Source organism: Streptomyces sp. NPDC058157 (assembly GCF_042884105.1).
Classification (GTDB): Bacteria; Actinomycetota; Actinomycetes; order Streptomycetales; family Streptomycetaceae; genus Streptomyces.
This window is the reverse complement of record NZ_JBHVUQ010000028.1, coordinates 1-19,519: the sequence shown is the minus strand read 5'-3', so window position 1 is coordinate 19,519 and position 19,519 is coordinate 1. Positions and strand designations below refer to the sequence as shown.

Sequence of the window (19,519 nt, the reverse complement as noted above, 5' to 3'; positions counted from 1 at the left end):
GGATCCGAGCGCTCGGTACCGGTCCGATATCAGCCTGTGGTCACGAACCGATCACCGACGATCGGCCGGTAGCCTTGCCGCGAACAGCACACCGCCGGACCACACACGGGTGCGGTCGGGACTGACGGAGAGGGCTGGAACGTTATGGAAGAGCCGCGTCGCCTCGGCGGCCGGTACGAGCTGAGCCACGTGCTCGGCCGCGGTGGCATGGCCGAGGTCTACCTCGGTCACGACACCCGGCTCGGCCGTACCGTAGCCGTCAAGACCCTGCGTGCCGACCTCGCCCGTGATCCGTCCTTCCAGGCCCGGTTCCGCCGCGAGGCCCAGTCGGCCGCGTCGCTCAACCACCCGGCCATCGTCGCGGTCTACGACACCGGCGAGGACTACGTCGACAACATCTCCATCCCGTACATCGTGATGGAGTACGTCGACGGCTCCACCCTGCGCGAGCTGCTGCACTCCGGCCGCAAGCTGCTGCCCGAGCGGACCCTGGAGATGTGCATCGGCATCCTCCAGGCGCTGGAGTACTCGCACCGCGCGGGCATCGTCCACCGTGACATCAAGCCCGCGAACGTCATGCTCACCCGGACCGGCCAGGTCAAGGTCATGGACTTCGGCATCGCCCGCGCCATGGGCGACTCCGGGATGACCATGACGCAGACGGCCGCCGTGATCGGCACCGCGCAGTACCTCTCGCCGGAGCAGGCCAAGGGCGAGCAGGTCGACGCGCGCTCCGACCTCTACTCCGCGGGCTGCCTGCTCTACGAGCTGCTGTGCGTGCGGCCCCCGTTCGTCGGCGACTCCCCCGTGGCGGTCGCCTACCAGCACGTGCGGGAAGAACCGCAGCCGCCGTCGAACTTCGACCCCGAGATCACGCCCGTGATGGACGCCATCGTCCTCAAGGCCCTGGTCAAGGACCCCGACTACCGCTACCAGTCCGCCGACGAGATGCGGGCCGACATCGAGGCCTGCCTCGAGGGCCAGCCCGTCGCCGCGACCGCCACCATGGGCGCCGGCTACGGCTACCCCGACCAGGGCGGCTACGGGCACCAGGGCTACGACCAGCCCACCACCGCCCTGCGCTCCCCGGACGCGGGCCAGACCTCGATGATGCCGCCGATGCCCCCCGGGGGCGACGGCGGATACGGCTACCAGGACCAGGGCGGCTACGACCAGGGCCACGGACGCCGGCAGCAGAAGAAGAGTCGGGCCTCGACGATCCTGCTGGCCGTCGCCGCCGTGCTCGTGCTGGTCGGCGCGATCCTGATCGGCAAGACCATCTTCACCCCCACGGACAACCGCCCCGCGGTGCCCAAGCTCGTCGGCCAGACCTTCGAGTCGGCGCAGAGCAGCGGCAAGAACGTGGGCCTGACCGTGGAGAAGGAGGCCGACGAACCCTGCGCGGACCAGCCCAAGGGCAACGTCTGCTCGCAGAACCCGGCCGACGGAACCAAGGTCGACAAGGGCACGGTCGTCAAGGTCAAGGTCTCCTCGGGCGCCCCGAAGTCGGCCGTCCCCGACGTGTCGCGGCTGCCGTTCGCCGACGCCGAGACCCTGCTGAAGAACAAGAAGTTCCAGGTCGAGAAGAAGCAGGTCGAGTCCGACGGGGCCAACCCCGGCACGGTGATGGACCAGAACCCGAAGGCCGGCACCCAGGCCGAGCAGGGCTCCGTGGTCACCCTCACCGTCGCCAAGGAGATCGCGAAGGGCGCCGTCCCGAACCTCGGCGGCATGACCAAGGAGCAGGCCGTCAAGGCGCTCCAGGACGCCAAGCTCAAGCTGGGCAGCACCACCGAGGTGGACCAGCCCGGGGCCGCCCCGAAGACGATCGTGGCCCAGCAGTACGAGCCCGGCACCCAGCTGCCCAAGGACACCACCGTCAACGTCAGCATCGCCAAGGGCAACGCGCAGCCGTCCGCCGTGCCGCCGCTGACGGGCCAGACGGTGGCCCAGGCCAAGAACACCCTCAAGCAGGCCAACCTGAACTTCGGGTCGGTCCTGGGCGGCCCGACCGACGACAACGCCATCGTCGTGACCTCCGACCCCGCGGCCGGCACCCCGGTTCCGGCGGGGACGGTGATCAACGTCCGCACCATGGCGAACCCGAACCAGCCCCAGGACGGGGGCCAGGGCGACGGAGGCTTCTTCGGCGGCCTCACCGGCGGCGGACGCCGCTAGGAACGAGAACGGAGAACAGGCCCGGCCCCCGAGGGGGGCCGGGCCTGTTTCACGTGAAACAACGCAGCGGAAGCGACGCAGCGCGGTCCGTCAGCGCAGCTCCGCCGGAGGCGTGCGCCGGGCGTCCACCTTCTCCGTCCGCACCAGCTCGCCCCAGACGATGTACCGGTACTTCGAGGTGTAGACCGGGGTGCAGGTCGTCAGCGTGATGTAGCGGCCGGGGGCGGTCTTGCCCGACTCCTTGGGGACCGGGTTGATCACGTCCGTGTTGTACTTCGAGGTCTGGGTGAGCTCGGCGAAGACCTTGTAGACGTACCAGGTGTCCTTGGTCTCGAAGACGACCGAGTCGCCCTTCTTCACCTTGTCGATGTTGTGGAACTTCGCCCCGTGCCCGTCGCGGTGCGCGGCCAGCGCGAAGTTGCCCTTGTCGTCCCAGGGCAGGGCCGCCTTCACCGGGTCGGTGTAGTAGCCGGCCACGCCGTCGTTGAGGACGTCCGGAGAGGTGCCGGGCTTGACCAGTACCTCGCCGTTCTTCATCGACGGCACGTGCAGGAAGCCGATCCCGTCCTGGGTGTCGAGGGCCCCGGGCTGCCCGGTCCCGCCCTCGGCCGCGCCGGGCGTCCGCTGCCACTGCCGGCGCACCTGGTCGCCCCCGGCCGAGGCCTGCCGGTCGGCGAGGACGTTGGTCCACCACAGCGAGTACGCCACGAACAGGCCCAGGATCAGCCCGACGGTGATCAGGAGCTCCCCCAGCAGGCTCAGGGCCCCGGCGACCACACTGCGGTCGGCGGGCGGCGGTGCGGAGCGGCGGCGGGCACGAGACACTGCGGATTCGTCCTTACGGGCTGTTCAGCGGCTGTTCAGCGCGGGCGGAGCACCCTGGCTGCGCGGGCGTTCGTCGACCATCCTGCCCCATACGATCATCCGGTAGGTGCTCGTGAACTCCGGGGTGCAGGTCGTCAGCGTGATGTACCGGCCGGGTCCGGTGAACCCGGAACCCTCCGGCACCGGCTTGATCACGGAGACGTTCGCGGGGGAGGTCTGCGGCAGGACCGAGGTCATCTTGTACGTGTAGTACGCGTCCCGGGTCTCGACCACGATCGGGTCACCGGGCGCCAGCTGGTTGATGAACCGGAACGGTTCGCCATGGGTGTTGCGGTGCCCGGCGAGGGCGAAGTTGCCCTCCTTGTCGGCCGGCATGGCCGTCTTCAGGGCGCCTTCGGAGTAGTGGCCGACCATCCCCTTGTCGAGCACCTTCACCTTGCTGACGCCCTCGGCCACGGGCACCTTCAGGTCCAGCTTGGGGATGTGGAGGATGGCGAAGCCCTGCCCCGGCTCGAAGGCGGCCACGGGCGGCGCGGCGGCCGCCGGGGGGTGCTCCCAGGTCTGGCGCAGGGAACCGGCGGCCCCGTCGGCCGCCCGTTCGGCCAGCAGGTTCGTGTACCAGAGCTGGTAGGCCACGAACAGCAGCATCACCACGCCGACGGTGATGAACAGCTCGCCGACGGCCCGGCTGAGCACCACCACCGGTCCGCCGGACCGCGGGCGGGCGCGACGGCGTCCCCGCCCGCCCCCTTTGCGGGCCCGCGCGTGCGAGCGTTTCGCGGCCTCCTGCGCAGCCCTGCGCCGCGCGGCCCGGCCCTCGCTGGGCGCGGACGGCGCGACCGTCGTCACGCGACGGCCTTGCCCACCACCGGGGCCAGGCCTTCCGACCGGGCGACGGCGCCGGCGTCACCGCAGCGCACGAGCCAGTTGGCGAGCATCCGGTGGCCCCACTCGGTGAGCACCGACTCGGGGTGGAACTGGACGCCCTCCACGTCGTGCTCCCGGTGCCGCAGGCCCATGATGATCCCGTCCTCGGTACGGGCGGTGACCTCCAGCACGTCGGGCAGGGTCTGCGGTTCGGCGGCCAGGGAGTGGTAGCGGGTCGCGGTGAACGGCGAGGGCAGCCCGGCGAAGACCCCGAGTCCCTCGTGGACCACGGGGGAGGTCTTCCCGTGCAGCAGCTCGGGCGCCCGGTCCACGACACCGCCGTAGGCGACGGCCATGGACTGCATGCCGAGGCAGACGCCGAAGACGGGGACGCCGGTGTCGGCGCAGTGCCGGACCATGTCGACGCAGACCCCGGCCTCCTCGGGCGTGCCCGGGCCGGGGGAGAGCAGGACGCCGTCGAAGCCGTCCTGGGCGTGGGCGAGCTCCACCTGGTCGTTGCGCAGCACCTCGCATTCGGCGCCGAGCTGGTAGAGGTACTGGACCAGATTGAAGACAAAGCTGTCGTAGTTGTCGACAACCAGAATGCGCGCGCTCACGGAGTGGCTCCCGATCCCTCGTCCACCGTCACATCGTTGAAGGGAAGGAGCGGCTCGGCCCACGGGAAGACGTACTGGAACAGCACGAACACCACCGCCAGGACCAGTACGAGACAGATCAGCGCCCGCACCCACGCGTTGCCCGGCAGATGCCGCCAGATCCAGCCGTACATTCCGTCTGTTTCCTTCGTCGTCCACGATTCACTCACGCACCGCAGGGGCGGTACCGCACCAGACTACGGGCCGGGGGCCCGGCGGCGGGGGTCACCCGGGCAAACCTCCGGGATCGGCGGGCGCGGTGGCGGTGAGCTGCGCCCAGACGACCAGGCGGTGGCTGTGGCCCCACTCGGGGTCGCAGGTGGTGAGGGTGAGGTACCTGCCGGGGGCGGCGAAGGGGGAGCGGGCGGGGACGGGGTCCACGACCGCGGTCTCGGTGGGCAGGACCCGCAGCGGCTCGGCCCGGACGGTGTAGGTGTAGCGGTTCACCGCGTCGCGGACGATCACGGTGTCGCCGGGGCGTAGTTCGTCCAGGTCCTTGAAGGGGTCTCCGTAGGTGCGCCGGTGGCCGGCGACGGCGAAGTTCCCGTCCCCTCCGGGGCGGGCGCTGCCGGTGTAGTGGCCGAGGCCCTTCTTGAGCAGGGCGGTGTCCGTGCCCTCCAGGACCGGCTTGCTCCAGTCCGCGCCGAAGCGGGGGACGTACATCTCGGCGAAGGCCTCGCCGGCCGGGTAGGGCTGCGGTGCGGGAGCGGAGGGGGCCGGGGAGTCGGAGGGGGCCGGCGGGGGTGCGGGGGCCGGGGCGGCCGCCGCCCAGCGGTCGCGCAGCCGGGCCCGTTCCCCGTCCATGGCCCGGTCCGCCTTGACCCCGGTCCACAGCAGGACGTACGCGGTGAACAGCACGATCAGCGTCCCGGCCGTCAGGCACAGCTCGCTGAACGTCCGTAGCAGCAGGCGCGGTACGGCGTCAGGGCGAGGCGGACTCCAGCGGCTTCGCATAGTGGAGGTCCACTGTGCCGGAGTAGCCGGGAAGTGTCAGCCGCTTGTCCTCCTCCACTTTCCAGCCGAGCCCGTACGCGTTGACGTACAGCTGGTAGTTCTGGATGGCGGGGGAGTTGTTCAGGGCCTTGCGCAGCGCCCCGGGGTCGCCGACCGCCGACACCTTGTACGGGGGCGAGTAGACGCGGCCCTGGAGGATCAGGGTGTTGCCGACGCAGCGCACGGCGCTGGTGGCGATCAGCCGCTGCCCCATGACCTCGATGCCCTCGGCGCCGCCCAGCCACAGCGCGTTCACCACGGCCTGGAGGTCCTGCTGGTGGATCACGAGGTCGTTGGGCTGCGGCTCGGGGACGCCCGGGACGCGGGCGGTGGCGTTCGGCGGGGCGTCGTTGAGAGTGACGCTGAGGCCCTTGCCGGTCAGCTCCTCGGTGCCGGACGCCTTGCGCAGGGCGGCGAGCTTGGCGTCCTCGGCCTTGGTGCTGCCGTTGTCCCGGTCGGCGAGGGCGTCGACCTGGGCGCGGACGGCGGCGGCGCTCTTCTCCAGCTCGGCGTTGTTCGCGCTGCGCTCGTGGATCAGGTCGGAGAGCTTGAGGAGGGAGGCATCCGTGCGGATGTTCGTACCCTTGGACGTGTTGAAGCTGGTGACGAAGATGAGGCCCGCCAGGGCGAACACGGCGGCCGTGAGCAGCCGCACCGGCCTGGCCCGGCGGCGGGGACCCGCGGAGGAGTCGTCGGAATTGGTCAACGTACCCTTCTCCTTCAACGCCACAGGTCCACTACGCTAACGGACGCCCGGGGCAGGCAAGGTCCCCCAGCGCATCGACAGGAGAGCCCCTCGTGCCGAAGTCACGTATCCGCAAGAAGGACGACTACACGCCGCCGCCGGCGAAGCAGCAGGCGCAGCAGATCAGGCTGGGAAGCCGCGGCTGGGTCGCCCCGGTCATGCTGGCCTTCTTCCTGATCGGTCTCGCGTGGATCGTCGTCTTCTACGTGACCGATACCCAGCTGCCGATCGAGGCGCTGGGCAACTGGAACATCGTGGTCGGTTTCGGATTCATCGCCGCCGGATTCGGCGTCTCCACGCAGTGGAAGTAGTACACGGATAGCCCAGCGGCGCAACCTCTCCCCATGAGTTATCCACAGCGTCATCCACACCTGAGGAAAAGACAGAAGATCTGTGGATAACTCTGTGGAGAGTTGACGCCGGTGTGATCAGGTGAGTGCGGCGGTCCGCATGACCACCACCGCTGCCGTGAGCAGCAGGACCGCCGCGCAGACCGCCCCCTGGACCAGGGTGCGCCGTCTGCCCGTGGCGGGGGCGAGCAGCCCCAGGGCGGCCAGCGCGCCCGTCACCAGGCCGCCGATGTGCGCCTGCCAGGACACCGACCAGCCGCCCCCGAGGGGCACGAAGGTCACCAGCAGCATCAGCCCGAGGGTGATCAGCACCGGCCGCATCTCGTAGCGCAGCCGGCGGGCCAGGACCACGGTGGCGCCGAGCAGCCCGCAGATGGCGCCGGACGCACCGAGCGTCGGGGTGTTCGGCGCGGTCAGCAGGTAGACCAGGGCGCTGCCGCCCAGCCCCGACAGCAGGTAGAGCACGAGGTACCGGGCCCGGCCCAGGGCCGCCTCCAGCGGGCCGCCGATCACCCACAGGGCGACCATGTTGCCGAAGATGTGCCACCACTCGACATGCAGGAACACCGAGGTCAGCAGCCGGTGGTACTGCCCGGTGGAGACGCCCTCCAGGGGCGCCCCGTAGTACTCCACGTACCGCCCCAGCAGCTCCAGCTGGACCGCCAGGCCCGGGACGGCGTACGCGGCGAGGAACACCGCAGCGTTGATCCCGATCAGGATCTTGGTGACGAGCTGGGGATCGGCGGCGACCAGCCCGCCCGCGACCGTCCGCGGCGCGTTGGCCGCCGGGGCGTGCCCGGTGCCGGATCCGCCGCGGACGCACTCGGGGCACTGGTAGCCGACCGAGGCGCTGATCATGCACTCCGGGCAGATGGGCCGGTCGCAGCGTGTGCAGCTGATGCCGGTGTCGCGGTCCGGGTGGCGGTAGCAGCCCGGCAGACGCTCGGTGTCCATCGGTCCCCTCGGTCGGCGGCGGGGCAGGGGACGCGCCCCTGCCGGTCCGGATACGTCCGGTCCGTACACAAGCAGTACGGACGGGCGGGCCGCGTTGGTTCCCGTCAGCGCGTGGCCGCGCGCCGCTCCACGGAGACCGACTGGATGATCACGTCGTCCAGCGGCCGCTCGGTGCGCGGGTTGGTCGGGCCGGAGGCGATGGCGTCCACGACCTTCTGGCTGGCCTTGTCGGTGACCTCGCCGAAGATGGTGTGCTTGCGGGTCAGCCAGGCGGTGGGCGCGACGGTGATGAAGAACTGCGAGCCGTTGGTGCCCGGGCCGGCGTTGGCCATGGCGAGCAGGTACGGCTTGGTGAAGGCGAGGTCCGGGTGGAACTCGTCGGCGAACCGGTAGCCGGGGCCGCCGGTGCCGTTGCCCAGCGGGTCGCCGCCCTGGATCATGAAGCCGCTGATGACGCGGTGGAAGACGGTGCCGTCGTAGAGCGGGGCCGTGGTCTTCTGGCCGTCCGTGGGACGGGTCCACTCACGGGCGCCCGTGGCGAGCTCCACGAAGTTGCGGACGGTCTTCGGCGCGAAGTTCTCCAGCAGCTCGATCTCGATGTCGCCGTGGTTCGTCTTCAGGGTGGCGTAGAGCTTCTCGGCCACGGATCTGCCTTCCATAGTCATCGCTGTCGGTCCCGATCCTCCCACGGAGGCCGCCGCCCGGCGGAAATTCCTCCACCCGGATGCCCTCTCGCCCCGGATGCCCCGTCACGCATGCCGCGGGCCGCCCGGACAGGCATGATCCGACAAAGGGTGGAAAGGTGAACTGTGTCCGCCACCGAGGAGGAGGATCCCGTGACCCGCAAGGACAGCGTGAGCCTGGCCGCCGAGAACGCCAGGGACGCCATGAGGCACGCGGCGGAAGTGGTGGCACCCTATGCGGGGACCGCCAGGGACGCGGCCGTCCACTACGCCCAGGAGGCGAACGCACGGCTGGCCCCGAAGGTCTCCAACGCCGCCAACCAGGCGTCCCAACAGGCCCGCGCCGCCTACGACACCCATCTGCACCCACGGATGACGGCGGCCCGCACGCACCTCCCGCCGAACGTGGACCGGGCCGCCACGAAGGCCGTCCACCAGACGCGGCAGGCCTGCCGGCACGCCGTCGACTACACGGCGCCGCGCCTGGAGAGCGCCCTCGCCGCCGCCCACCCGGTCGCCGAGGAGGCCTCGAACCGCTCGATGGCCGCGCTGGCCGCGCTGCGCGGGCAGGTCTCCGCGCAGGACGTGCAGCGGCTGGTGCGGCGCGGCGAACGGCGCGCCAGGTGCGGGCGGCTGTTCAAGGGCATCGCGCTCGTCGGCATCCTGGCCGGCGGGGCGTTCGCGGCCTGGAAGTGGTGGGACCAGCAGTCGAACCCGGACTGGCTCGTGGAGCCCCCGGCCGCCACCGAACTGTCGGCGCAGGACGCCGCTCCGGCGAACTTCGACGACGAACTGGCGGCGAAGGAGAAGGAGAACGGGGCGCACTGAGCCCGGCCGCCCACGCGCACGCCACGGAAGGGGCCCGGATCCACCAGGATCCGGGCCCCTTCCGTGCGTGCCGTCCGCCACCCGCTCAGCTGGGCAGCGTCAGCACCTGCCCCGGGTGGATCAGGTCGGGGTTGGCGCCGATCACGCCCCGGTTCATGGCGTACAGCTCGCGCCAGCGGGCCTCGTTGCCGAGCTCGCGGCGGGCGATCACGGAGAGCGAGTCCCCCGGCTTGACGGTGTACGTGCGCTTCTTGGCCGCCGGAGCCGGCTTCGGCGGCACCGGTACGGCCTTGTGCGCGGCCGACAGGTCACTGGGCTCGGCCGGCCGGGCCCGCCCCGCGCCGGCCGTCGGCGGCATGGCCGGCTTCGGCGCCGCGGCCGCCTTGGGCGGGGCCGAGGCCGCCATCCGCTCGGCGGCCGCCTTGGTGGCCGCCGCCGCGTCGGTGTACTTCGAGCCCATGTCGGAGGGCGTCGGCGGCGCGGCGCCCGCGCCCGGCGCGGCCGCCTGCTGCTCGGTCTGCTCCTGCTGCTTCTTCTTGTCGTGCTTGAGGAAGTCGAAGAGTCCCATCTGCGTGCGCCTCCGGCGTGGTGTGGGTGCCCCCTGGGTACCCCCTGGGCGGTACCTGGTGGTACCTGGTGGTACCCGGGTGCGTACCTCCACCCACTCTCGTCCACGGGCGGCCGGGCGGCCCCGCGACAGGGCCATCCGGGGGACGCAAAAGACCCCCTGACCGGCGTTTTCGCAGGTCAGGGGGTCTTTGTGAAGTGGAGCCTAGGAGATTCGAACTCCTGACATCTGCCTTGCAAAAGCAGCGCTCTACCAACTGAGCTAAGGCCCCGTGCGTCCGGACGCGGGCCCTCCCCCGGGAGGGAGTGTCCGTTCCGCAGGACAGAGTACCCGGTGCACCCCCTCATCCCGCAAAATGATGGGGACTCCCGCCCCGCGACCACGCTCCGTAAGATGCTCGCGAGGTTCGCACCAGCGAAGGGGAGTAGTAAGAGTGGACGCAGTTCAGCAAGAGGCCACGGCCAGAGCCCGGGAGCTTCAGCGCAGTTGGTACGGGGAGCCGCTCGGCGCCCTGTTCCGGCGGCTCATAGATGACCTCGGTCTGAACCAGGCCCGCCTCGCTGCTGTCCTCGGACTGTCGGCGCCGATGCTGTCCCAGCTGATGAGCGGGCAGCGCGCCAAGATCGGTAACCCCGCCGTCGTCCAGCGGGTGCAGGCCCTCCAGGACCTCGCCGGGCAGGTGGCGGACGGCAGCGTCAGCGCGGGCGAGGCCACCGACCGGATGGACGAGATCAAGAACACCCAGGGAGGCTCCGTCCTCAGCAACAGCGGCCAGACCACGACGAGTTCCGGCGCCCCCACCGTCAAGCGGGTGGTCCGCGAGATCCAGTCGCTGCTGCGGTCGGTCTCGGCGGCCGGCGACATCATCGACGCGGCGAACGCCCTCGCCCCCAGCCACCCCGAACTGGCCGAGTTCCTCCGGGTGTACGGCGCCGGGCGCACGGCGGAGGCGGTGGCCCACTACGAGGCCCACCAGAACTGACGCACCGGGGGGGGCGACGGGGGACGGAACGGGGGGACGGGCGCAGCGATGGGCGAGCTCTTCGCCGGCCGGTACGAGCTGGTGGACCCGATCGGGCAGGGCGGCGCGGGCGCCGTCTGGCGGGCCTGGGACCGGCGCCGGGGCCGCTACGTCGCGGCGAAGGTGCTCCTGCGGACCGACGCCCCCATGCTCCTGAGGTTCGTGCGCGAGCAGGCCCTGCGCATCGACCACCCGCACGTCCTGGCACCCGCCGGCTGGGCGGCCGACGACGACGAGGTCCTGCTCACGATGGACCTGGTCGGCGGCGGCTCCCTGGCCCATGTGGTCGCGGACTACGGGCCGTTGCCGCCCCGCTTCGCGTGCGTCCTGCTCGACCAGCTCCTGTCGGGGCTGGCGGCGGTGCACGCGGAGGGCGTCGTCCACCGCGACGTCAAACCCGCCAACCTCCTGCTGGAGGCCACCGGGAAGGGTCGGCCGCACCTGCGGCTCTCCGACTTCGGGATCTCCCTGCGCAAGGGCGAGCCCAGACTGACCGAGACGGGCCTCGCGGTCGGCACCCCGGGCTACTTCGCCCCGGAGCAACTGCGCGGCGCCGAACCGGACTTCCCCGCCGACCTCTTCGCGGCCGGGCTGGTCGCCCTGTACCTGCTGACGGGCCGCAAGCCCGATTCCCGGGCCCTGCTCGAACACTTCCCCGCCCACGGCGTCCCCGAGGCCCCTGAAGGCGTCCCGGCGCCCCTGTGGGACGTGATCGCCAACCTCCTGCACCCGAACCCCGCGAACCGGTTCCGGACCGCCACAGGGGCGCGCAAGGCCCTTGTCGAGGCAGCCCAGTTGCTCCCCGCCCCGCCCGCGGACGAGGAACCCGTGGAGATCTTCGACCACCTGCCGCCCTTCCCCCCGGGCTACACCCCGCAGGGCCCCGCCGCGCGCCCCGCGGACGACACCGCACCGCCCGCGCCGCAGCAGCCCGGACACCCGGCCGCGGCCGTTCCTCCGGGCTTCGGGCCGCCGTTCGCCACCGGGCCCGCCCCCGCCCCGCCGCCCGCCGCACGTCCCCCGCAGGCCGCTCCGGCCACCCCGGCCGCCTCCGTACCCGGCGGTCCCCCGGCCCCGGACACGACCGGCTTCCACCTGGCACCCCCGGCCCCGCCGCCGGCCGCCCCGCGCCGCATCCCCCCGCCCGGCCCGAAGGTGACCGCGGCCCTCCTCACGGCCGCCCTGCTCTGCTTCGCGACCGGCACCTGGGCCCTGACCCGCCTCTGAGGCGCGCGGACACCCCCGCACCCGGACCACCCCCCGGCGGAACTCAACGCCTCCCCCGCCGCGCCAGCAGCACCCAGCCCCCCAGCACCAGCGACAACACCGCCCCCGTCCCGAACCCCGCCCCCGCGACGACCCGCATCGCGAACCGGTGGTCCTCCCGCGCGGCCGCCGCCTCCGGAGCCGTCAGCCCCTCCCGCGCCGCGCCCCGCTCGGCCTCCCCGACCCCGAACCCAGCCGCGGCCAGGCTCTCCCGGTACGCCGGAGCCCCGCCGCCCGCACCGCCACCGCCGCCCGACACCTCCACGCGCAGCGTCAACGGCACCGCGGCCGCGTCCTCGGTGAACTCCCCCACCTTCCCGCCCAGCGTGACCGCGACGTAGTACCACCCGGCCACCCGCACGGCCCGGACCGGCGCCGCGTCGGCGAACCGGTTCCCGTACGCCACCGGCGCGGTCCTCGGCAGCGTGACCGCCGCCTGCTTCCCGTCGTACGAGGTGGCCTTCGAGTCCACCGGCCCCCGGTACGGGCTGTACAGCGCGACGGTGAGCCCGTCCGCCGCCGAGCCGTACTCCTTCGTCATCCGGGCCTTCGCGATCTCGGCGCCGATCCCGAGCTGGCGCCCCCAGTCCAGCGGCACCCGGTAGAACCGCGTCTGCCCGGGCCGCAGTTCGTCCCGCCACACCCCCGCGTCCAGCGCCCGCGCGTCGTTGAAGCCGGTGCCCCCGCCGCGCGGGACGGGGTCGGTGCCCGGCAGCACCGGGGAGGCCGAGGGCCACGCGCCCGGCGCCGCCGTCGGGGCGGTCCCGGCGGCCGGGGCGGGTTCCCGCCGCACCTGGAGCTCCACGGGCCAGGCGGCCCGCGGGGAGTCCTTCCCGGCGGTGCTGCGGGTCACCTTCGCGTAGTACGTCCCGGCCGCCTGGCACTCGGCGTCCTCCGCGAGCAGCCGCTGGCCCACCGCCCCGAGCGGGACCGCGTCGTGGGCGAACGTCGCCCGGCCGGGGTTGCCGGGGCAGGAACGGCCCCCGGTGGTCATGAGCTCGACCTCCAGACCGTCCCCGTACCCCGCCGCCGTCCCGGCCGGCGGGTGCAGCACCGCGGAGACGTACACGCTGGAGGCGGCGTCCAGGTTGAGCCGGTACACCCGCTCGCCCGGCGCCAGGACGTCCTCGTACACCGCGCCGGTCTCCAGCAGCGGAGCGTCCGCCGTCGACGGCTTCCCCTCGATCCGCCGCGCCCCGTCGGCCGCGCGGTACTCCGGCAGCGGCCGCGCGGCCGCCAGAGCGCTCCCCGCCGGCCAGAGCACCGTCCCCAGGACCCCCAGCGCGAACACGGCCCGAACAGCACGAAGCCCCGACTGCAGCGGCAGTCGGGGCTTCATGAGATCAAACGTGGGGCTCACACGCCGGAACCGGAAGGCACGGAGTCGGTAGCCTCCGTCCACAGGTCCTGCTCGGCGCGGTCCGCCTGGATCTGGCGGTACACGAGGAGCCCGCCGATGGCGGCCAGTGCGACCAGGAGCAGCTTCTTCACCGCGCGACCTCGTCTTTCGTTGACGTTGGGGACTTCTGGGCGCCAACAATACACACCGACCGATACCGATCGGTTATCTGGGAGCCCCTCGGACGGCCCAACGAAAGAAGACCCCCGGGCCCGGGGGCCTGGGGGTCTTCTTCACTGTGGGGCTAACAGGATTTGAACCTGTGGCCTCATCCTTATCAGGGATGCGCTCTAACCAACTGAGCTATAGCCCCTCCGCGCCTGCGCGCTGACTCCTGAAGATTAGCGCACAGACGCAGTGGAACCCAAATCCGTTCCTGTGGGAGATTCCCGCAGGTCAGTCAGCGGATCATTCGTCCTCGGCCAGCGTGAGCTCCACGCCGCCCACGAAGCCCGCCGACAGGTTGTAGATGAACGCGCCCAGCGTCGCCAGGGCGGTCATCAGCACGACGTCGATCACCGCGATCACCGAGGTGAAGATCAGCACGCGCGGCAGCGAGAGGAACGACTGGAGATCGAACCCGTTGCCCTCGTTCGAGCCGGTGGCCTCGCTGATGGTGCCGCCGACGGTCGAGAAGATGCCCATGGCGTCCATGACCATCCACAGCACCACCGACGCCACGATCGTGCAGACGCCGAGCGCGATGGACAGCAGGAAGCTGACCTTCATCACCGACCACGGGTCGGCCTTGGCCACCCGCAGCCGCGCCTTGCGCGTCCGGGGCGTCGTACGGGTCCCCGGCACGGGCCCCCGCTGCACACCCGGCTTCTTGGGGGCCGCGTACGCCTGCGGGGGACGGTAGGGCTGCCCGGCCGCGTCCTTGGCCTTGCCCTTGGCCTCGGACTCGGCCCCGGCCCCGTCCGCGGCGGGCTTCTGCTTCTGCTTCGACCCGGACTGCGGCTTCGCCTGCGGCTCGGACTGCGGTCCTCGGGTGTCCGTCACGGTTCCCCCCCTGCCCTCGGCGGGGGTCTCCCCGCCCTTGGAGTCCGCGGCGGGGCCACGGGCACCGTTCGCTCCAGTCTTGGCCGGTCCGGCGCCCGTGGCTCCACTCACGACTTACTCCTCGTGCTCCCGATCCGGGGACGTTTCGCCCCCGGCGGCCTCGGCGGCCGTTCCCTCGGCTGCCGCGGCCTCGATCCCTGTCTCGATCTCGTCGACCTCGTCAGCTTCCTGACCGGCCTCGGCGTTGCGGGCGATGCCCACCACGGCATCCCGCTTGCCCAGGTTGATCAGCTGGACGCCCATGGTGTCACGGCCCGTCTCCCTGACTTCGTTGACGCGCGTACGGATCACACCGCCGCCGAGCGTGATGGCGAGGATCTCATCCGATTCGTCCACCACCAGCGCGCCGACGAGCGATCCGCGGTCCTCCACGATCTTGGCGGCCTTGATGCCCAGACCGCCACGGCCCTGGACGCGGTACTCGTCCACCGCGGTCCGCTTGGCGTAGCCGCCGTCGGTCGCGGTGAACACGAACGTACCCGGCCGGACAACGCTCATCGAGAGCAGTTCGTCACCCTCGCGGAAGCTCATGCCCTTCACGCCGGAGGTGGCGCGGCCCATCGGGCGCAGCGAGTCGTCCGTCGCCGTGAAGCGGATGGACTGCGCCTTCTTGCTGATGAGCAGCAGGTCGTCATCGGCGGAGACCAGCTCGGCGCCGATCAGCTCGTCATCGCTTCCGTCCTCGGTCTCCCGGAGGTTGATCGCGATGACGCCGCCCGAGCGCGGGGAGTCGTAGTCCTTGAGCGCCGTCTTCTTCACCAGGCCGCCCTTGGTGGCCAGGATCAGGTAGGGCGCCGCCTCGTAGTCGCGGATCGCGAGGATCTGGGCGATCTTCTCGTCCGGCTGGAAGGCCAGCAGGTTCGCCACGTGCTGCCCGCGGGCGTCGCGGCCGGCGTCCGGGAGCTCGTACGCCTTGGACCGGTAGACGCGGCCCTTGTTCGTGAAGAACAGCAGCCAGTGGTGGGTGGTGGAGACGAAGAAGTGGTCGACCAGGTCGTCCTGCTTCAGCTTCGTGCCGCGCACGCCCTTGCCGCCGCGCTTCTGCGAGCGGTAGTCCTCGGTCTTGGTGCGCTTGACGTAGCCGCCGTGCGTGATGGTGACGACGATGTCCTCTTCGGCGATCAGGTCCTCGATGGACATGTCACCGTCGAAGGGCACCAGCTTGGAACGCCGGTCGTCGCCGTACTTCTCGACGATCGCGGCCAGTTCCTCGCTGACGATCGAGCGCTGCTTCTCCGACGAGGCCAGGATCGCGTTGTACTCGTTGATCTTCGCCTGGAGTTCGTCGTGCTCGGCGACGATCTTCTGGCGCTCCAGGGCCGCCAGGCGGCGCAGCTGCATCTCGAGGATGGCGTTGGCCTGGATCTCGTCGATCTCCAGGAGGCCCATCAGGCCTTCGCGCGCGATCTCGACGGTGTTGCTGCGCCGGATGAGGGCGATGACCTCGTCGATGGCGTCCAGCGCCTTGAGCAGGCCGCGCAGGATGTGGGCCCGCTCCTCCGCCTTGCGCAGGCGGAAGCGCGTACGGCGGACGATGACCTCGATCTGGTGCTGCACCCAGTGGCGGATGAACGCGTCGATCGACAGGGTGCGCGGCACCCCGTCCACCAGCGCCAGCATGTTCGCGCCGAAGTTCGTCTGCAGGTCGGTGTGCTTGTAGAGGTTGTTCAGCACGACCTTGGCGACGGCGTCGCGCTTGAGCACGATCACCAGGCGCTGGCCGGTCCGGGACGAGGTCTCGTCGCGGACGTCGGCGATGCCGCCGATCTTGCCGTCCTTGACCAGGTCGGCGATCTTCTGCGCCAGGTTGTCGGGGTTGGTCTGGTACGGGAGCTCCGTGACCACCAGGCACTGGCGGTTCTGGATCTCCTCGACCTCGACCACCGCGCGCATCGTGATGGAGCCGCGACCGGTCCGGTACGCCTCCTCGATGCCCTTGCGGCCCACGACGAGGGCGCCGGTCGGGAAGTCCGGGCCCTTGATGCGCTCGATGAGCGCGTCCTGGAGCTCCTCGTGCGAGGCCTCCGGGTGCTCCAGCGCCCACTGGGCGCCGGCCGCGACCTCGCGCAGGTTGTGCGGCGGGATGTTGGTGGCCATACCGACGGCGATACCGGCGGAGCCGTTGACCAGCAGGTTCGGGAACCGCGCCGGCAGGACGGTGGGCTCCTGGTTGCGGCCGTCGTAGTTGTCCTGGAAGTCGACGGTCTCCTCGTCGATGTCCCGGAGCATCTCCATGGCGAGCGGCATGAGCTTGCACTCGGTGTACCGCATGGCGGCGGCCGGGTCGTTGCCCGGGGAGCCGAAGTTGCCGTTGGAGTCCACCAGCGGCATGCGCATCGACCACGGCTGGGCCAGGCGGACCAGGGCGTCGTAGATGGAGCTGTCACCGTGCGGGTGGTAGGTGCCCATGACGTCGCCGACGACGCGGGCGCACTTGTAGAAGCCCTTCTCGGGCCGGTAGCCGCCGTCGTACATCGCGTACAGCACGCGACGGTGGACGGGCTTGAGGCCGTCCCGTACGTCGGGCAGCGCGCGGGAGACGATGACGGACATCGCGTAGTCGAGGTAGGAGCGCTGCATCTCCGTCTCGAGCCCGACGGGCTCGATGCGCAGCACGGGCTGCTCCTCCGCGGGGTTCTCTGCGGTGGGGGTGGTTTCGTCGGCCATTGCTGGTCAGAAATCCTTTCAGGCGGCGGTCAGCGTCGGGCCGACTCAGATGTCGAGGAAGCGGACGTCCTTGGCGTTGCGCTGGATGAAGGAGCGCCGCGCCTCGACGTCCTCACCCATCAGCACCGAGAACAGGTCGTCGGCCTGCGCCGCGTCGTCCAGCGTGACCTGGCCGAGCACGCGGTGGTCCACGTCCATGGTGGTGACGCGCAGCTCCTCGGCGTTCATCTCGCCCAGACCCTTGAAGCGCTGGATCGAGTCTTCCTTGATGCGCTTGCCGTTCTGCTTGCCGAGCTCGACCAGGGCGTCGCGCTCGCGGTCCGAGTACGCGTACTCGAAGTCGTCGCGGCCCCACTTGATCTTGTAGAGCGGCGGGCGGGACAGGTAGACGTGGCCGGCCTCGACCAGCGGACGCATGAAGCGGAAGAGGAAGGTCAGCAGCAGGGTGTTGATGTGCTGGCCGTCGACGTCGGCGTCCGCCATCAGGATGATCTTGTGGTAGCGGAGCTTCTCGATGTCGAAGTCCTCGTGCACGCCGGTGCCGAAGGCGCTGATCAGCGCCTGGACCTCGGTGTTCTGGAGGATCTTGTCGATGCGCGCCTTCTCGACGTTCAGGATCTTGCCGCGGATGGGCAGGATGGCCTGGTACATCGGGTTGCGGCCGGACTTGGCCGAGCCGCCGGCGGAGTCGCCCTCGACGATGAAGATCTCGCACTTGGTCGGGTCGTTCGACTGGCAGTCGGACAGCTTGCCCGGCAGCGAGGCGCTCTCCAGCAGGCCCTTGCGGCGCGTCAGGTCACGGGCCTTGCGGGCCGCGACGCGCGCCGTGGCCGCCTGGATCGCCTTGCGGATGATGTCCGCGGCCTCGACCGGGTTCCGGTCGAACCAGTCGCTGAGGTGCTCGTGGACCACCTTCTGCACGAAGGTCTTGGCCTCCGTGTTGCCCAGCTTGGTCTTGGTCTGGCCCTCGAACTGCGGCTCGCCCAGCTTGACCGAGATGATCGCCGTCAGACCCTCGCGGATGTCCTCGCCGGCGAGGTTGTCGTCCTTCTCGCGGAGCAGCTTCTTGTCGCGCGCGTAGCGGTTGACCAGACCGGTCAGCGCCGCGCGGAAGCCCTCTTCGTGGGTGCCGCCCTCGTGCGTGTGGATCGTGTTCGCGAAGGAGTACACGCCCTCGCTGTACTGCGAGTTCCACTGCATCGCGATCTCGACCGAGAGCATGCGCTCCTTGTCCTCGGCCTCGACGTCGATGACGGTGGGGTGGATCAGCTCGCCCTTGCGCGAGTTGAGGTACTTCACGAAGTCGACGATGCCGCCCTCGTAGAAGTACTTCACCGTGCGCGCCTGGGGCTCGGCCGTGTCCGCGTCCGGGTCGTCGGCGCCCGCCGTGGCCTTCGCCGACTCGCGCTCGTCGGTCAGCGTCAGGGTCAGGCCCTTGTTGAGGAAGGCCATCTCCTGGAAGCGCCGCGACAGCGTCTCGAAGGAGTACTCGGTGGTCTCGAAGATGTCGCCGTCGGCCCAGAACGTCACCGACGTGCCGGTCTCGTCGGTCTCCTCGTTCTTGGCCAGCGGGGCCGTCGGGACGCCCAGCTTGTAGTCCTGGGTCCAGCGGTGGCCGTCCGTCTTGACCTCGACCGCGACCTTGGTCGACAGCGCGTTGACGACGGAGACGCCGACGCCGTGCAGACCGCCGGAGACGGCGTAGCCGCCGCCGCCGAACTTGCCGCCCGCGTGCAGGACGGTCAGGACGACCTCGACGGCCGGCTTCCCCTCGGACGGCACGATGCCGACCGGGATGCCGCGGCCGTTGTCGACCACGCGCACCCCGCCGTCGGCGAGGATCGTGACGTCGATGGTGTCCGCGTGCCCGGCCAGCGCCTCGTCGACGGAGTTGTCGACGACCTCGTAGACGAGGTGGTGCAGACCACGCTCACCCGTCGAGCCGATGTACATACCCGGCCGCTTGCGGACCGCGTCCAGGCCCTCGAGGACCTGGATCGCACTGGCGTCGTAATTCTTCTCGTTGGAGTCGCCGGAATCGGCCACGAAGCGCCCTTTCTGGCACAGCGCAGCCCGTACTCCGGACCAGCATGTGCGCCGGCGGGAGCGGCCGCGTCGATCTGCGTTGTCTGCGTGATCCCGCGATCGGGCGGGATTGTCTCCAGTCTACCGGTACCACTGACATGAGTGGGGGTTTGCCGGTGCCTGAGTCCGCATGTGCCGCCCTGAACCTCCTCTGTCCGACTCCCCATATCCGGGGAGGGGCTCAAAGAGGCTCACACGGGCGTCCAGCGCTTCGGCCTGTCAACCCGCGGCTACCGTGAGGGACACCGCATTCCAGGCCTCCGCGAAGCGGCGCCGGCACGCCCCGGCGCCGCCGGGCCAGATCCAGACGCCGCTGGGCAAAATCCAGCCTCGCCGGCGATTGAGGCGCGGGGTCTGGGGCGGAGCCCCAGG

At 70.9% G+C, this 19,519-nt stretch carries 18 protein-coding genes, 2 tRNA genes and 1 pseudogene; 5 read left to right on the top strand and 16 right to left on the bottom strand.

The window, feature by feature from the left end:
- Nucleotides 1-144 precede the first annotated feature (144 nt).
- Nucleotides 145-2,178 (top strand): Stk1 family PASTA domain-containing Ser/Thr kinase, encoded by a 2,034-nt coding sequence (pknB, locus tag ACFVXK_RS10100; protein ID WP_389611033.1) that lies wholly within the window; start codon nucleotides 145-147, stop codon nucleotides 2,176-2,178.
- Between the two features lie 90 nt (nucleotides 2,179-2,268).
- Here the strand turns inward: pknB and ACFVXK_RS10095 are convergent, their stop codons facing one another.
- The 6 genes and pseudogenes from ACFVXK_RS10095 to ACFVXK_RS10070 form a co-directional block, all read right to left on the bottom strand.
- The gene (locus tag ACFVXK_RS10095; protein ID WP_389611032.1) at nucleotides 2,269-3,003 is read right to left on the bottom strand and encodes a class E sortase; all 735 of its coding nucleotides are present in this window, start codon (nucleotides 3,001-3,003) and stop codon (nucleotides 2,269-2,271) included.
- Nucleotides 3,004-3,027: 24 nt separating this feature from the next.
- A pseudogene (locus ACFVXK_RS10090) lies at nucleotides 3,028-3,702 on the bottom strand (class E sortase); the annotation flags it as partial.
- A 146-nt stretch (nucleotides 3,703-3,848) separates the two neighbouring features.
- Nucleotides 3,849-4,487 carry an aminodeoxychorismate/anthranilate synthase component II gene (locus tag ACFVXK_RS10085; protein ID WP_388942634.1) on the bottom strand — a complete coding sequence of 213 codons (639 nt, stop codon included), beginning with the start codon at nucleotides 4,485-4,487 and terminating at the stop codon, nucleotides 3,849-3,851.
- The gene (locus ACFVXK_RS10080) at nucleotides 4,484-4,660 is read right to left on the bottom strand and encodes a hypothetical protein (RefSeq protein ID WP_045945358.1); all 177 of its coding nucleotides are present in this window, start codon (nucleotides 4,658-4,660) and stop codon (nucleotides 4,484-4,486) included. The genes ACFVXK_RS10085 and ACFVXK_RS10080 overlap by 4 nt, the downstream gene beginning before the upstream one ends.
- A 91-nt stretch (nucleotides 4,661-4,751) precedes the next feature.
- Nucleotides 4,752-5,480 (bottom strand): class E sortase, encoded by a 729-nt coding sequence (locus ACFVXK_RS10075; RefSeq protein WP_389611031.1) that lies wholly within the window; start codon nucleotides 5,478-5,480, stop codon nucleotides 4,752-4,754.
- Nucleotides 5,449-6,225, bottom strand: a complete 777-nt coding sequence (locus tag ACFVXK_RS10070; protein ID WP_389611030.1) for a DUF881 domain-containing protein — start codon at nucleotides 6,223-6,225, stop codon at nucleotides 5,449-5,451. The genes ACFVXK_RS10075 and ACFVXK_RS10070 overlap by 32 nt, the downstream gene beginning before the upstream one ends.
- Before the next feature lie 92 nt (nucleotides 6,226-6,317).
- Here ACFVXK_RS10070 and crgA point away from each other — a divergent pair, with 92 nt between their 5' ends.
- Nucleotides 6,318-6,575: a cell division protein CrgA gene (crgA, locus tag ACFVXK_RS10065; protein WP_079428582.1), complete on the top strand. Its 258-nt coding sequence runs from the start codon at nucleotides 6,318-6,320 to the stop codon at nucleotides 6,573-6,575.
- 117 nt (nucleotides 6,576-6,692) lie between these two features.
- On the opposite strand, the gene ACFVXK_RS10060 is transcribed toward crgA, so the two are convergent.
- On the bottom strand, nucleotides 6,693-7,568 hold the full coding sequence (locus ACFVXK_RS10060) for a rhomboid family intramembrane serine protease (protein ID WP_389611029.1): 876 nt from the start codon (nucleotides 7,566-7,568) through the stop codon (nucleotides 6,693-6,695).
- 104 nt (nucleotides 7,569-7,672) lie between these two features.
- Nucleotides 7,673-8,212: a peptidylprolyl isomerase gene (locus ACFVXK_RS10055; protein WP_389611028.1), complete on the bottom strand. Its 540-nt coding sequence runs from the start codon at nucleotides 8,210-8,212 to the stop codon at nucleotides 7,673-7,675.
- A 192-nt stretch (nucleotides 8,213-8,404) separates the two neighbouring features.
- Between ACFVXK_RS10055 and ACFVXK_RS10050 the strand changes: the two genes are divergently transcribed.
- Nucleotides 8,405-9,079, top strand: coding sequence for a DUF5324 family protein (locus ACFVXK_RS10050; RefSeq protein WP_389611027.1), 675 nt, complete (start codon nucleotides 8,405-8,407; stop codon nucleotides 9,077-9,079).
- An 85-nt stretch (nucleotides 9,080-9,164) separates the two neighbouring features.
- Here the strand turns inward: ACFVXK_RS10050 and ACFVXK_RS10045 are convergent, their stop codons facing one another.
- Nucleotides 9,165-9,647 (bottom strand): LysM peptidoglycan-binding domain-containing protein, encoded by a 483-nt coding sequence (locus ACFVXK_RS10045; RefSeq protein ID WP_389611026.1) that lies wholly within the window; start codon nucleotides 9,645-9,647, stop codon nucleotides 9,165-9,167.
- 198 nt (nucleotides 9,648-9,845) lie between these two features.
- A tRNA-Ala gene (locus ACFVXK_RS10040) sits at nucleotides 9,846-9,918 on the bottom strand.
- Between the two features lie 162 nt (nucleotides 9,919-10,080).
- Here ACFVXK_RS10040 and ACFVXK_RS10035 point away from each other — a divergent pair.
- Both ACFVXK_RS10035 and ACFVXK_RS10030 read left to right on the top strand, forming a co-directional pair.
- The gene (locus ACFVXK_RS10035) at nucleotides 10,081-10,629 is read left to right on the top strand and encodes a transcriptional regulator (protein ID WP_042817888.1); all 549 of its coding nucleotides are present in this window, start codon (nucleotides 10,081-10,083) and stop codon (nucleotides 10,627-10,629) included.
- Between the two features lie 48 nt (nucleotides 10,630-10,677).
- Nucleotides 10,678-11,895 carry a serine/threonine-protein kinase gene (locus ACFVXK_RS10030; RefSeq protein ID WP_389611025.1) on the top strand — a complete coding sequence of 406 codons (1,218 nt, stop codon included), beginning with the start codon at nucleotides 10,678-10,680 and terminating at the stop codon, nucleotides 11,893-11,895.
- 43 nt (nucleotides 11,896-11,938) lie between these two features.
- Here the strand turns inward: ACFVXK_RS10030 and ACFVXK_RS10025 are convergent, their stop codons facing one another.
- The 6 genes from ACFVXK_RS10025 to gyrB all read right to left on the bottom strand — a co-directional run bounded on the left by ACFVXK_RS10025 (nucleotide 11,939) and on the right by gyrB (nucleotide 19,129).
- The gene (locus tag ACFVXK_RS10025; protein ID WP_389611024.1) at nucleotides 11,939-13,273 is read right to left on the bottom strand and encodes a hypothetical protein; all 1,335 of its coding nucleotides are present in this window, start codon (nucleotides 13,271-13,273) and stop codon (nucleotides 11,939-11,941) included.
- A gap of 17 nt (nucleotides 13,274-13,290) precedes the next feature.
- The gene (locus tag ACFVXK_RS10020) at nucleotides 13,291-13,425 is read right to left on the bottom strand and encodes a DLW-39 family protein (RefSeq protein WP_208809277.1); all 135 of its coding nucleotides are present in this window, start codon (nucleotides 13,423-13,425) and stop codon (nucleotides 13,291-13,293) included.
- Between the two features lie 147 nt (nucleotides 13,426-13,572).
- Nucleotides 13,573-13,646, bottom strand: a tRNA-Ile gene (locus tag ACFVXK_RS10015).
- Nucleotides 13,647-13,741: 95 nt separating this feature from the next.
- On the bottom strand, nucleotides 13,742-14,446 hold the full coding sequence (locus ACFVXK_RS10010) for a DUF3566 domain-containing protein (protein WP_389611023.1): 705 nt from the start codon (nucleotides 14,444-14,446) through the stop codon (nucleotides 13,742-13,744).
- Between the two features lie 3 nt (nucleotides 14,447-14,449).
- Nucleotides 14,450-17,062 carry a DNA gyrase subunit A gene (gyrA, locus tag ACFVXK_RS10005; RefSeq protein WP_389611022.1) on the bottom strand — a complete coding sequence of 871 codons (2,613 nt, stop codon included), beginning with the start codon at nucleotides 17,060-17,062 and terminating at the stop codon, nucleotides 14,450-14,452.
- Between the two features lie 45 nt (nucleotides 17,063-17,107).
- A complete protein-coding gene (gene gyrB / locus ACFVXK_RS10000; RefSeq protein WP_389611066.1) occupies nucleotides 17,108-19,129 on the bottom strand; it encodes a DNA topoisomerase (ATP-hydrolyzing) subunit B in 2,022 nt (673 codons plus the stop codon).
- Nucleotides 19,130-19,519: the final 390 nt, after the last annotated feature.